The following is a 13614-nucleotide window of genomic DNA, read 5'->3' as shown; positions in this document are numbered from 1 at the left end:
CGCTCAAGGCCTGGGCCGCTCGCGGAACCGTTCCAGCAGGTCTAGCCGGGCGCTGAACGGCACGGGCGTCACGGTCGGTCCCGAATTGAGGAAGTTCATCAGCCGGGTGTCCCTCGATGTCGCCGTGGGCCAGCGTGGCCGCCCGACGCCGTTCGGATCGCCCGAGCGCGCGAAGGCGGTCCAGTAGCCCATCATGGCCTCCGACGCCTTCCGGTCCCGATCCTCGACCGGATACGGCAGGGTGTTCAACGTGCCGAACACATAGGGCCGCTCGATCGCATGGGTCGCGCCGCCATGCGGCTCCGGATTCTGCGGCGACGAGATATCGAACCGATAGAGCCAGGCCGGATGGCCCGCCTTCGTATGCAGCCGCGCCAGCATCCGGGCCGGCTCGGAAAACACCAGATCCGTGATCGCCAGCTTGTCGAACGCTTCCAGCCCGCCATAGGCCTGAACGGCGTCGGCGCGCTCGAGCCAGGTCATGTCGTCGTCGATCTGACCATAGCCGTTGCGATCCGTCGGCCGCATCCACCAGAACTCGGCGCTGTTGCTGCCGATGATGAAGGGCACCGGGGCCTGCCGCCCCGCCTTGAACGCCGCCTCCACCGTGGACGGCACGACCCGCCCGTCGATCAGCGTCAGGTCGCCGTTGGCGAAGACCGGCGGCGGCGTCAGGAACAGATCGGCCGGCGCCGCACGCAAATCCGCCGCCGTTCGCAATCCCGCGCCATAGGCCCAGACCTCGCCGCGCTCCCGCGCTGAAGGCGCGCCATAGGCGCCTTTGCGGTCCAGTGGAGTCTGCAACTCCCGGCCCAGGCCGGATTGAACGATCGCCCGGTCGAACAGACCGCGCGCCGGCGGCGAGATCATGAGCCGCGTGACGATCGCCCCGCCCGCCGATTCACCGAAGATGGTCACGTTCTTGGGGTCGCCGCCAAAGGCCGCGATATTGGCCCGCACCCATTTCAGCGCGGCCGTCACGTCCATCAGACCGTAGTTGCCCGCCGCCTCCCCCGCCGGCCGCTCGGCCGCCAGCGCCGGATGGTCGAAGAAGCCCAGCCGCCCCAGTCGATAGTTCAGCGTCACCACGACCATGCCGCGCTTGGCCAGGTTCGTTCCGTCATACAGCGGCGCGGTTCCCGACCCGTTCACCAGGCCGCCGCCGTGGATCCAGACCATGACCGGCGCGGGCTGAGCCGCGCTGATGGGGCGCCAGACGTTCAGGTTCAGGCAATCCTCGCTCATCGGCAAGGGACCGACGCCAGGGTCGCCGTTGGGCGGCGCCTGGATGCACAGCGGACCATAGGCCGAGGCGTCGCGCTGGCCCTGCCAGGTCGGCGCGGGACCGGGCGGTCGCCAACGTCGCTCGGCCGTCGGCGGCGCGGCATAGGGAATGTTCTTGAACGCCGCCACATCGGCATCCGCGCGTCCGTTCAGGACGCCCTGCGAAATGCGGACGGTCGGCTGGTCGGCTGCGGGCGCCATCATGAGCGAGAGGGTGGCGAAAACGCCGGCGATTGTCATGCGCGCTGATTAGCAAATTCCGGCGTCTCGCCAATAAACTTGCGATCACAGTTCACGACACGTGACGAGAGAACCGATTTCGATGTGGCGCGTTATCGCCACGCTGTGCGGGGTAGGCGTTGAACGAAACAGTGAAATCAAGCGACCTGACCGTCGATCTGGGCGCGGCCTTCCAGGCTTCGCCCAATCCTTACGTGCTGATTACGCCTGACCTGCGCATCGCCGAGGTCAACCAAGCTTACATAGATGTGACAGGCGCCAAGCGTGGCGACATGGTCGGTCAGCCCCTATTCTCGACCTTCGACTCGGGCCCTGGCTCGGACGCCCCGGAGAACGTCCGACAAGTCCGTGCCTCACTGGAAAAGGCGCGCGACACCCGCCAACGCGATCATCTGGCGGTCGTGCGCTTTTCGATGCCTCGAGCCCAGCCGGACGGCAGCGAGGTTTTCGAAGAGCGTCTCTGGAGCGCCACCCATACGCCCATCCTGAACGCCGACGGCGAAGTGGTCATGCTGCTTCAGCACACCACGGATGTGACGGACCTCGCGCCCGTCATCCGCCCAGATGAGCCAACCACCGCGCTGGACGCCATCGTCGGCGGCTCGGTCCTGCGTCGCGCCCAGTCGGTGCAGGAGGACAATCGTCGCCTGGAGACCGAGCGCAATCGTCTCGTTGAAATGTTCATGCAGGCGCCCGGCTTCGTCGCCATCCTGTCCGGGCCGGATCACCGGTTCCAGATGCATAACGACGCCTACAGCCAACTCATCGGTCACAGGGATATCGCCGGAAAGCCCGTCAGGCAGGCCCTGCCGGAACTGGAAGGCCAAGGCTTCTACGAATTTCTCGACAGCGTCTTCGCCACAGGCGAACCCTATGAAGGCCGCGAGAGCGCGGCCCAGCTGCAGCGCAAGCCCGACGGGCTGCTCGAAACCGTCTATCTCAACTTCATCTATCAACCGATCCGCGACGACGCGGGAGCGGTCGTGGGCATCTTCGTTCAGGGCCACGACATCACCGAAAACGTCCTGGCCGCCCAGCGTCAGAAGTTGATGATCGACGAACTGAACCATCGCGTGAAGAACACCCTGGCCACGGTGCAGTCCATCGCGATCCAGACGGCCCGCTCCAACACCGACCCTGCAAGCTTCGCCGAGACCTTCCAGTCCCGGATCATGGCGCTGTCGCACACCCACAATCTGCTGACGCAAAGCCATTGGGAGGGCGCCGACCTGCGCGCCATTCTGGAGCACGAGACTGAGGCTTATGGACCGACCCGCATCAGCCTGAACGGACCGCCGGTGTCGCTGGAGCCGGCCGTCGTATTGTCTTTGGGCATGATCTTCCATGAGCTGGCGACGAATGCCGCCAAATATGGCGCGCTTCATACCCCGGAGGGTCGCGTCCTCATCGACTGGGGCCTGGCGGATCAGCGCGACCGGAAACTGAAGCTGAGCTGGCGCGAAATCGGCGGCCCGAAGGTTATGGCTCCGGAAAGAAGAGGCTTCGGTAGCCGCTTGATTGAACGAAACATTCGACATGATCTGGCGGGCGAGATCGATCTGGTCTACGCCGCCGATGGATTGATCGCGGAACTGACGGTTCCACTGGACAGGACGGCCGCACAATGACTCAACCTCTGACCGGTCGCCGTGTCCTCGTGGTCGAAGACGAATCCCTCGTGGCCATGCTTCTGGAAACCATTCTGGAAGACATGGAATGCGTGCCGATCGGTCCCGCCTCCAATGTGGACGACGGCCAAAAACTGGCTCGAGAGACGGACAATCTCGACGCCGCTCTGCTGGACGTGAACGTCGCCGGTCGTCAGGTCTTTCCCGTGGCGGAGGCGTTGAAGGAACGCGGCGTGCCGTTCGTCTTTTCAACCGGCTACGGCGAAGGCGGACTGCCCGACGAATGGCGCGGCCAACCCACGATTCAGAAGCCTTTCACCGAAGCCGCCATCCGCGACGCCCTGATGAAGGCCATGGGCGTCGCCGAAGTTTAGAGACCTGCTTCAGTGCTGCTATAAAGGAGCGGCTTGCCGACCCAATAGCAAAGCTCGGCCGGCCGCGAGATGTCCCAGACGGCGATGTCGGCAGCCTTGCCCAGTTCCACAGTGCCGATTTCGTCCAGCAGGTCCAGCGCCCTCGCCGCCTCCCGCGTTGTGCCGGCCAAAGCCTCTTCCGGCGTCAGACGGAACTGGACGCAGGCCAGATTGAGCGCAGTGGTCATCGAAGCGACGGGCGAGGTGCCCGGATTGCAGTCGGTGGCGACGGCCATACGCACGCCGTGGCGGCGCAGGAGATCGATCGGCGGGGCCTTGGTCTCGCGCAGCATCAGATAGGCGCCCGGCAACAGGACGGCGACCACGCCCGCGGCGGCCATGGCGGCGACGCCCTCCTCGGTCGCATGTTCGATGTGATCGGCCGACAGGGCCTGATACCGCGCCGCAAGGGCAGCACCACCGCCGTTGGACAACTGATCGGCGTGCAGCTTGACCGGCAGGCCCAGCGCGCGGGCCTTGTCGAACAGGCGCGACACTTCTGCAGTCGAGAAGGCGATGGGCTCGCAATAGGCGTCGACCGCATCGATCAAACCTTCGGCATGGGCGGCGGGCAGGATGTCTTCGATAGCCAAATCAACATAGGCCGCCCTGTCGTCGCGATATTCAGGCGGCACGGCATGCAGGCCCAGATAGCTGGTGCGGACACGCACCCTGCCCTCGCGCCCGATCCGACGCGCAACACGCAGCATCTTCAGCTCCGCCTCAAGGTCCAGACCATAGCCGGACTTGATCTCGACGGTGCTGACCCCGGTGGCCTTCAGCCCCGCCAGACGTGTCATGGCGGAGGCAAATAGGTCATCCTCCGACGCGGCGCGCGTGGCCTTCACGGACGAGACGATGCCGCCGCCGGCCCGCGCGATCTCCTCATAGGTCGCGCCACCCAGCCGCTGTTCGAACTCGGCCGAACGGTCGCCGCCGAACACCAGGTGGGTGTGGCAGTCGATTAGGCCAGGCGTGACCCATCGCCCCTCCAGACGCTGGGTTTCAGCCGTTTCTACGGCCGGCAGGTCAGCGCGCGGTCCCACCCAGGCGATGCGGCCATTGGCGACGACCACAGCGGCGTCCTGGATGGCGCCATAAGGGACCGGTCCCTCGACCATGGTGGCGACATGGCAGTCGATCAGCAGACGGTCGGCCTTCATCGGCGAGGCTCCTTGGCCAGAACGGGTGAATGGGCTGACGAGAAGCGCGCCACCAGATCGTAGCGGTCGCCGGGGAAGGTCTGCCACACCCGCGTCACCCCCTGCCCGTCCCGCCATGTCCGCCGCTCGACGCATAGACAGGCGGCGCCGGGCTTGAGTTCCAGTAGGCGGGCAGCGCGGGCGTCCGCCGCGATCGCTGAAATGCGGTTTTCCGCCTCGGTCCACGGCGCGGAGTCCAAGAGCCAGCTTCCCGGCGGAACCGTATGAAAATCCACGTTTATGGCTTGAGGGGCCGCGCCAAGCGCGATCAGCCGGTGTTCCAAGGCCAGGGGCGCGCCGTCGGCGCTATGCAGACACGTCAGATCCAGCAGACGACCGCCCGACGCCAGTTCGACTTCGTCCTCGCCGTCCGGCTCGCGTTCGATCCGCTCCAGGAGGACATAGCCGTAAGCCTGCCCGCGCTCGATCACCTCGGCCCGCAGATCGGGAATAGCCAGGACGGCGGCGTGGGCCTTGGGCTGGGCGACGAAGGTGCCGGCGCGACGTCGGCGCGTCACCAGCCCACGCCCCGCCAGTTCCGAGATGGCCTTGGAGACCGTCATGCGCGAGCAGCCGTAGCGTTCGGTCAGCTCATGCTCGAACGGAATGCGGTCGCCGGGCGATAGCTCGCCGGACAGGATAAGCCCCTCCAGATCGGCGTAAATGCGGCGATGCAGGCTCACCCCAACACCGTCGACAAGGCCTTGCCATAGCGCGCCTCTATGCGGTCTCGCGCGATATGGCGGCCGTTTTTCACGACCTCCCGCCCCGCGCGCCACACCGAACGGATCGAGCCCGTCGGCGCGCCGAAGATCCAGCTGTCGAGCACCGCATCGCCCGATCGTCCCGCAAAGGCGACGCCGCTGGTGTCCAGCGACACGATGTCCGCAGACGCCCCGACGCTCAGACCCGACGCCGCGCCCGTCGCCTGGACGCCGCCCGCCAGCGCGCGATCAAACAAGGCGCGGCCCGTCGAGCGTTCAGGGTCCGCCATGACCGCGCGACCGCGCAGCGCCAGCCGCTGACTGTATTCCAGCATCCGCAGTTCCTCCGCGACGCCGATCTGCACGTTGGAATCGGTCCCGATGCCAAACCGCCCGCCGGCGCGCGTGAAATCGACCGCCGGGAAGACGCCGTCGCCCAGATTGGCCTCGGTGATCGGGCACAGGCCGACGACGGCGCCGCGCGCGACGACGCCGCGCCATTCGGTCTCAGTCACATGGGTGGAGTGGATCAGGCACCAACGCGGATCGACCGGCGTGTTGGCAAGCAGCCATTCGACCGGCCGCGCGCCTGACCACGCCAGGCAGTCCGCAACCTCCTTGGTCTGTTCGGCGACATGGATATGGATCGGCCCGTCGCCCGCCAGCGCAGGCATGGCCGCCAGTTCGTCCGGGCTGACGGCGCGCAGGCTGTGCGGCGCGACCCCGACCACGGCGTCGGGCAGATCGTCGGTCAGGGTCCGGCATCGCGACACCAGATCGGCCAAACCGTCCAGATCGTTGATGAAGCGCCGCTGTCCATGCGCCGACGGCTGTCCCCCGAACCCGGCATGGGCGTAGAAAACCGGCAGCAGGGTCAGGGCGACACCCGTCGCCTGCGCCGCCGCCACGATCCGCGCGGCGACCTCGGCCCGGTCCGAATAGGCCGCACCTGACGGGTCGTTGTGCAGATAATGGAACTCGGCGACGCGGGTGAAGCCGCCCTCCAGCATTTCCATGAAGGCCAGGGCGGTGATGGCCTCGATCTCTTCCGGCCCGCCCCGATCCAGGAAGCGGTACATCAGCTCGCGCCACGTCCAGAAGTCGTCGTCCGAAGGCCCGCGCGCTTCGGTCAGGCCCGCCATGGCGCGCTGAAAGGCGTGGCTGTGGACATTGGCGACGCCCGGCAGGGCGACACGGCCCCCCTCGTCCGCCTGGCTGCGCGCCACGCCGGTTTCCAAACTGACGATCCGCCCGCTCGCGATGCCGATGCGGACATCGCGCGCCCAGCCGTTGGGCAAGAGGGCCGACTCGAACCAGAGGGTGCGATCCACAGGCTGCGGCTGAAGGGTCACTGGACAGGTCCGTGTCGTTGCGATCAATATGTCTAGACATACCACGATGGATCGATTTGGCGAGGGAGGCCGAACGGATGCAGGACTGGCTGACCATCCACGAAGGTTCGGCGCCGCTGGTGGTCGGCCTGCCGCACACGGGCACCGACATTCCGGCTGCCATCGAGGCGCGGATGACCTCGCCCTGGCTGGCCCGCAAGGATGCGGACTGGTGGGTGGATCGGCTGTACGACTTCGCGATCGACATGGGCGCGACCCTGGTGCGAACGGGCGTGTCGCGCAGCGTCATCGATGTGAATCGCGATCCGTCGGGCGTCTCCCTCTACCCCGGCATGACAACGACCGGCCTGTGCCCGACTGAAACCTTCGACGGGGAGCCGCTGTATCAGGCAGGTCAGGAGCCCGACGCGGCCGAAACGGAGGAGCGACGGGCGACTTGGTTCGATCCCTATCACACCGCCCTGCAGGGCCAGTTGGAGCGACTGCGCAGCCGAGGTCCGGTCGTCCTCTACGACGCCCATTCGATCCGGTCTGTCGTGCCACGCCTGTTCGAGGGTGAACTGCCTCAGTTCAACATCGGCGACAACGACGGCGCCACCTGCGCCGGCGAGCTGACGCAGGCTGTCGGAAAAGCCTGTGCGATCAGCGGCGACAGCGTCGTCGTCAACGGCCGCTTCAAGGGTGGCTGGACCACGCGCCATTATGGCCGTCCTGAAACCGGCGTCCACGCCATCCAGATGGAACTGGCGGACCGGGGCTACATCCTCGATCCCGCCGGCCCGGTGTCGCCCGACAACTGGCCCAGCCCCTACCAGCCGGACCGCGCCGAGCCGATGCGCGGCCATCTGCGCCGCGTCCTGACCGCCTGCATCGCCTTCGCCGAGAGCCAACGATGAACACGCCCAACGCCCGGATCGTCCGCAGCCCGCGCGGCCCGGAAAAGACGACCAAGACCTGGGCCGCCGAAGCGGCCATGCGGATGCTGATGAACAACCTCGATCCTGAGGTGGCCGAGCGGCCCCAGGACCTCGTCGTCTATGGCGGCATTGGCAAGGCGGCGCGGGATTGGGCCGCGTTCGACAGGATCGTCGAGACGCTGAAGACGTTGGAGGCCGACGAGACCCTGCTGGTTCAATCCGGCAAGCCGGTCGGTGTCTTCCGCACCCATGCCGACGCCCCGCGCGTCCTGATCGCCAACTCCAACCTGGTGCCGAAATGGGCGACCTGGGAGCATTTCAACGAGCTCGATCGCAAAGGCCTGGCCATGTATGGCCAGATGACCGCCGGCTCGTGGATCTACATCGGCACCCAGGGCATCGTCCAAGGCACCTACGAGACCTTCATGGAGGCCGGCCGCCAGCACTACGGCGGCGACTGGTCCGGCAAATGGATCCTGACCGCAGGTCTTGGCGGCATGGGCGGGGCCCAGCCTCTGGCCGCGACCATGGCCGGCGCATCCTGCATCACGATCGAATGCCAACGCAGCCGCATCGAGTTCCGACTACGTACACGCTACGTCGACGTCATGGCCGAAACCCTGGATGAGGCCCTGGCGTTGCTGCAGCAATCGTTCCGGGACAAGAAACCCCTGTCGATCGGCCTGTTGGGCAATGCAGCCGATCTTTTGCCTGAAATGGTCCGGCGCGGCATCCGGCCCGATCTGGTCACCGACCAGACCAGCGCGCACGATCTGATCAACGGCTATCTGCCCTCGGGCTGGACCGTCGCGGAGTGGGAAGACAAGCGCGTCAGCGATCCCGACAGCGTCGCCGTTGCCGCCCGCACCTCCATCGTCGCTCATGTGAAGGCCATGCTGGACTTCCAGGCGATGGGCGTGCCGACCACCGACTACGGCAACAACATTCGTCAGGTCGCCTTCGACGCAGGCGTCTCCAACGCCTTCGACTTCCCCGGCTTCGTGCCCTCCTACATCCGCCCGCTGTTCTGTCGAGGCATCGGTCCGTTCCGCTGGGCGGCCCTGACCGGCGATCCGGACGATATCAGAAAGACAGACGCGGCGATGAAGCGCCTGTTTTCCGACAATGCAGGTCTGCATCGCTGGCTCGACATGGCGGGCGAGCGCATTGCCTTTCAAGGCCTTCCGGCCCGCATCTGCTGGATCGGATTGGGTGATCGCCACCGCGCCGGCCTGATGTTCAACGACATGGTGGCGTCGGGCGAACTGTCCGGCCCCATCGTCATCGGCCGCGATCACCTGGACAGCGGTTCGGTCGCCAGCCCGAACCGCGAGACCGAGGCCATGATGGACGGTTCGGACGCCGTCTCCGACTGGCCTCTTCTGAACGCCCTGCTGAACACGGCCTCAGGCGCCAGCTGGGTGTCGCTGCACCACGGCGGCGGTGTCGGTATGGGCTATTCCCAGCACTCGGGCGTCGTCATCGTCGCGGACGGGACCCCGGAGGCCGCCCAACGGCTTGAGCGGGTGCTGTGGAACGACCCCGCCACGGGCGTCATGCGTCACGCCGACGCCGGCTATGAGATCGCCCGCGCTGCCGCGCGCGAGCACGAACTGAACCTTCCGAGCCTGAAGGCCTGAACCATGACCGCGATTACTCTCGGCCAGTCGCCTCTCACGCTTACTCAGCTTCGTGCGGTGCTGGAGGGCCCTGCTATCGTCTCACTGACGCCCGCCGCCTGGGCCGATGTGGAAAGGGGCGCAGCGACCATCGCCGCCATCGTCGCCGAGGGGCGCACCGTCTATGGCGTCAACACCGGCTTCGGCCTGCTGGCCAACACGTCCATCGCGCCTGAAGACCTGGAGACGCTGCAGCGTAATCTGGTTCTCAGCCACGCCTGTGGCGTCGGGCCGCTGCTGCCGGATTCGGTGACGCGTCTTTTGATGGTGCTGAAGATCGCCAGTCTGTCGCGCGGCGCCTCGGGCATTCGGCGCGAGACGCTGGAGGCCCTGATCGCCCTGGTCAACGCGGACGTCCTGCCCTGCATTCCATCCAAGGGATCGGTCGGCGCCTCGGGCGACCTGGCGCCGCTGGCCCATATGTCCTGCGTCCTGATCGGCGTGGGCGAGGCGCGGCTGAACGGCGCGACCTTGGAGGCCGAAGCGGCTCTGGCGAAGGTCGGCCTGACGCCTCTGACGCTGGGCCCGAAGGAAGGCCTGGCGCTGCTGAACGGCACCCAGTGCTCGACCGCGCTGGCGCTCGCCGGTCTGTTCGCGGCCGAGGCGGCGTTCGCGGCCGGCATCGCCGCCGGCGCCTTGGCGGTCGATGCGCTGAAAGGGTCCGACGCCCCGTTCGATCATCGTATCCACGCCCTGCGCGGTCAGCCGGGCCAGATCGCCGTCGCCGCCCGCCTGCGCGAGCTGATGGCGGGCTCCGCCATCCGCGACAGCCACCGCGACGACTGCTCCAAGGTCCAGGATCCCTACTCCCTGCGCTGCCAGCCTCAGGTCATGGGCGCGATCCTCGATGTGCTAACCAGCGCCGCCGCTGCGCTGGCGCGCGAAGCGAACGCCGTCACCGACAATCCGCTGGTCTTCATCGAGGATGGAGACGTCATTTCGGGCGGCAACTTCCACGCCGAACCCGTTGCTTTCGCTGCCGATCAGATCGCCATGGCGCTTTGCGAGATCGGCAATATCTCGGAACGCCGCACATCAATCCTGGTCGATCCCAAGATGAGCGAACTGCCGGCCTTCCTGGTCAGGGAAAGCGGCCTGAACTCCGGCTTCATGATCGCCCAGGTGACGGCTGCGGCCCTGATCGCCGAGAACCGTATGGTCGCTCACCCGTGCAGCGTGGACACCGTGCCGACCAGCGCCAACCAGGAAGACCACGTGAGCATGGCCACACACGGCGCCCGCCGTTTGCTGGACATGGCCGAGAACACGGCGACGGTGGTCGGCATCGAGCTTCTGGCGGCGGCGCAGGGACTGGAGTTCCATCGGCCGCTCACTAGCTCGCCGGCGCTGGAACAGGTCTTCGCCATCGTCCGCGAGGCTGCCGCCCCCTACGCCAGCGACCACTATTTCGCCCCGGACATCGCTCGCGCGACCGACGCCGTGCGCGCCGGTCGTTATCGACCCTTCGCGGCGGACCTGCTGCCCTCGGCCTGATCCGGCTCAGCCGCCAAGAACGCCCAGGTGTTCCAGCAGGATGGCCGAGCCTAGACCGATCAGGGCGATGCCGCCGATGATCTCGGCCGTCTTGCCGAAGCGCGTGCCTACGGCCTTGCCGATCAGCATTCCGATGGTGGTCAACACGAAGGTGGTGAAGCCGATCGAGGCGGCGATCACCCAGATATTGGCGCCGATGAAGGCCAGACCCACGCCGACGGCCGCAGCGTCGATGCTGGTGCCGACCGCCGTCGCCACAAGCGCCCAGGGGCCGGACCGGCGCGGCGCCTCATCCTCCTCCGCGCCGCGAGGTTGAACGCCTTCCCAGATCATCTTGCCGCCGACGATCAGCAGCAGGGTGAAGGCGATCCAGTGATCGACCTTTTCGACCAGGCCGGCGGCGATGATGCCCAGTCCCCAGCCGATCAGAGGGGTGATCGCCTCGATCACGCCGAAGACCAGACCGGCCTTGACGGCGTCCTTGACGGCGGGTCGATGCGACGCCCCGCGTCCGACGGCGGCCGCAAAGGCGTCCGTGGACATGCTGAGCGAGAGAATGGCGATGGCGCCTGGGGTCATGAAACAGCACTCGACCGGACGCGTGACAGCGGTCCTGCACCGGCCGGTCGCGGCGTCAGGACACGCTGGTCTCGCTAGGCGGTGGTTCCGCTGATCGCGCCACGCGCCGAAGCGCGAGTATGTTGACGCGATCCCGACGACGAATGCCGGAAGCTACTCCCCAACAGGAGGCGGCTCTCTACACGCCGCTTCCCGCGCTTGGCAACCTCGCAGGTCGATCAGCCGCCCGACTTGGGCGCCATCGCGGCGGGCGCATCATCGCGGGCCGAGGTCGATGCGCCGGCCGGTTGGCGCTCGACCGTCAGGGCATAGGCGCCCATTTGGTTGGGCCCATAGGCGCGGGCGCGCACGACGTACCAGCCGTCGTCCGGCGCGGTCCAATCCAGCTTGGCATGCGCGTCGGACAGGCTGTCGTCGTCGGTCGCCAAGCTGGTGAAATCGCCGTCTTCGTCTTCCTTGCCCAGGTCGATGAAGGAGTCGAAGGCGTTCGACACCATCGTCAGACGCAGCTTCTCGTCCTTCTTGGCCTGGAAGCGGTAAGCGTCGAAAAAGGCGCCTTCGTCGCTGAGCGCAGCGCTGTTCGACAGGGTTCCGCGCACGGTCGACCCGATCAGCAGGCTGCCGGGCTTGGGCTCTGGCCCGCGATCCAGCAGTTCCAGCGAATAAAGGCCCTTGCCCTCCGCATCCAGCGGCATGGCGCGGACCACATAGTTCCCGGCCGAAGGCAGGGTGAAGTTCAGCCGCGAATCCGTGCCCTCCGCCAGGCCGTCGTCATCGCTGGCCAGGGCCTCGAACTCACCGTCGGCCTTGCCGATCTCCAGATAGGCGTCGAAGTCGCCGGACCGCAGGATCGCCTGGACACGCTGGCCTTCCGTTCCGGAAAAGACATAGGCGTCATAGCGTTTACCATCGTCGCCCTGGGGATCCTCGTCGGTGATCTCGCCTTCCACGGTTTGACCCAGGGTCGCCGTGGTCGGCGGCGGCGGCGGCGCGGTTTCGGTCAGCTTCAGCGTATAATCGCCCTCGGCCTCGTCGCTGAACCCGCGCGCCTCGATGATGTAGTCGCCGTCGGCGTCCAGGGTGCGCGCGATGCGGGCGTCGGTGCCCGAGCCGGCGCCGTCATCATCTTCAGCCAATACCGTATCGTCCGAAGCGCGGCGAAGCGTCAGATAGGCGTCGAACTCGCTCGACTTCATCTCGATCGCGACGCGCTGGCCGTTCGTTCCGGTGAAGCGATAGGTTTCTGCGCGCTGGCCGCCGTCGTTCGTGGCGCTGTCCGAGCCCAGCTCACCCTTGATCTCGTCACCGATCGCGATGGGCTTCGACGGCGGCGCGGGCGGCGCCTCGGCCAAGCCCAGTTCGTAGCGACCCAGCCCGTCTTCCAGCGACGTGGCCCGGATCACATATTCACCGGCCGTGGGCGCCGTGAAGGTCAGCCGCGAGTTCAGCCCGCCGCCGGGCGCGTCGTCGTTCGAGCTGATCTCGAGGAAATCGGGACCGTTCATCCGCCCCACCCGCACCAGGGGATCGAAGGCCTCGGAATCCAACGTCACCACAAACCGATCGCCGGCGTTGGCGCGGAAGGCGTAGGCGTCATAGCGGCCGCCGTCTTCCTGCTCAGGATCGCGCGCCGTCAGTTCGCCGCTCTGGGTCGCCCCGACACGAATGCCGCCGGGTCGCGGCGCGCGCGGCGGCGCCGGGCGTTCCTGCAACGACAGACGATAGTCGCCGCCGTCCAGTCCGCTCAGCGTCCGGGCTCTCAGGACATAGGTCCCCGCCTGTTCCGGCGTGAAGCGCAGCCGCGCATTCGTGCCGTCTCCCAATCCGTCGTCGTCGGACGCCAGCGGCTCGCCCGCAGCCCCATCGGCGTAGACTTCCAGATAGGCGTCGAAAGCGTCCGATCTCAGCGTGGCTTCCAGCCGCTGCCCTGCGCGCGCCTCAAACCGATAGTCGTCATAGCGATATTCGTCATCTGCCGCCTTCGCGTCGCCGTCCGTCAGGGCGCCGTTCACGTCGGCGCCGATGCGCAACGTCTGCGCGTCCTGGGCCACGGCCGGCGCGACCGCCCACAAGAGGGCCAGGGTGCTGACAGCGGCGGCGAGCGACGGACGGTTCATGAATT

11 protein-coding genes and 1 riboswitch are annotated in these 13614 nt (G+C 67.0%); of the genes, 5 read left to right on the top strand and 6 right to left on the bottom strand.

The window, feature by feature from the left end; genetic code table 11:
* Positions 1–3: 3 nt before the first annotated feature.
* Positions 4–1524: a carboxylesterase/lipase family protein gene (locus E7T10_RS08925; protein WP_137721529.1), complete on the bottom strand. Its 1521-nt coding sequence runs from the start codon at positions 1522–1524 to the stop codon at positions 4–6.
* 131 nt (positions 1525–1655) lie between these two features.
* Between E7T10_RS08925 and E7T10_RS08920 the strand changes: the two genes are divergently transcribed.
* Positions 1656–3152 carry a PAS domain-containing sensor histidine kinase gene (locus E7T10_RS08920; RefSeq protein WP_246845976.1) on the top strand — a complete coding sequence of 499 codons (1497 nt, stop codon included), beginning with the start codon at positions 1656–1658 and terminating at the stop codon, positions 3150–3152.
* The gene (locus E7T10_RS08915; protein ID WP_137721527.1) at positions 3149–3526 is read left to right on the top strand and encodes a response regulator; all 378 of its coding nucleotides are present in this window, start codon (positions 3149–3151) and stop codon (positions 3524–3526) included. The genes E7T10_RS08920 and E7T10_RS08915 overlap by 4 nt, the downstream gene beginning before the upstream one ends.
* Here the strand turns inward: E7T10_RS08915 and hutI are convergent.
* The 3 genes from hutI to E7T10_RS08900 are packed head-to-tail and all read right to left on the bottom strand — an operon-like array spanning position 3523 to position 6823.
* Positions 3523–4728, bottom strand: coding sequence for an imidazolonepropionase (hutI, locus tag E7T10_RS08910; RefSeq protein WP_137721526.1), 1206 nt, complete (start codon positions 4726–4728; stop codon positions 3523–3525). The two genes, E7T10_RS08915 and hutI, sit on opposite strands and share 4 nt — an antisense overlap.
* Positions 4725–5450 carry a histidine utilization repressor gene (gene hutC / locus E7T10_RS08905; RefSeq protein WP_137721525.1) on the bottom strand — a complete coding sequence of 242 codons (726 nt, stop codon included), beginning with the start codon at positions 5448–5450 and terminating at the stop codon, positions 4725–4727. The genes hutI and hutC overlap by 4 nt, the downstream gene beginning before the upstream one ends.
* On the bottom strand, positions 5447–6823 hold the full coding sequence (locus E7T10_RS08900) for a formimidoylglutamate deiminase (RefSeq protein WP_137721524.1): 1377 nt from the start codon (positions 6821–6823) through the stop codon (positions 5447–5449). Before E7T10_RS08900 ends, hutC begins: the two co-directional genes overlap by 4 nt.
* A 77-nt stretch (positions 6824–6900) precedes the next feature.
* Between E7T10_RS08900 and hutG the strand changes: the two genes are divergently transcribed.
* From hutG to hutH, 3 genes are read left to right on the top strand one after another with little or no spacing between them, the layout of a single operon-like run.
* Complete coding sequence (hutG, locus tag E7T10_RS08895; RefSeq protein ID WP_137721523.1) at positions 6901–7719, top strand: N-formylglutamate deformylase; 819 nt, start codon at positions 6901–6903, stop codon at positions 7717–7719.
* On the top strand, positions 7716–9380 hold the full coding sequence (gene hutU / locus E7T10_RS08890) for a urocanate hydratase (protein WP_137721522.1): 1665 nt from the start codon (positions 7716–7718) through the stop codon (positions 9378–9380). The genes hutG and hutU overlap by 4 nt, the downstream gene beginning before the upstream one ends.
* 3 nt (positions 9381–9383) lie before the next feature.
* Complete coding sequence (hutH, locus tag E7T10_RS08885; RefSeq protein WP_137721521.1) at positions 9384–10913, top strand: histidine ammonia-lyase; 1530 nt, start codon at positions 9384–9386, stop codon at positions 10911–10913.
* A 6-nt stretch (positions 10914–10919) separates the two neighbouring features.
* Here the strand turns inward: hutH and E7T10_RS08880 are convergent, their stop codons facing one another.
* The gene (locus tag E7T10_RS08880; protein WP_137721520.1) at positions 10920–11492 is read right to left on the bottom strand and encodes a manganese efflux pump MntP family protein; all 573 of its coding nucleotides are present in this window, start codon (positions 11490–11492) and stop codon (positions 10920–10922) included.
* A gap of 27 nt (positions 11493–11519) precedes the next feature.
* Positions 11520–11663, bottom strand: a riboswitch (yybP-ykoY riboswitch).
* A 47-nt stretch (positions 11664–11710) separates the two neighbouring features.
* The gene (locus E7T10_RS08875; protein WP_137721519.1) at positions 11711–13609 is read right to left on the bottom strand and encodes a PPC domain-containing protein; all 1899 of its coding nucleotides are present in this window, start codon (positions 13607–13609) and stop codon (positions 11711–11713) included.
* Between the last annotated feature and the right edge of the window lie 5 nt (positions 13610–13614).

The organism is Brevundimonas sp. SGAir0440, from assembly GCF_005484585.1.
In the GTDB taxonomy this organism is placed as follows: Bacteria; Pseudomonadota; Alphaproteobacteria; order Caulobacterales; family Caulobacteraceae; genus Brevundimonas.
The sequence above is the reverse complement of the archived record's forward strand: the minus strand, read 5'-3'. Positions and strand labels throughout refer to the sequence as shown.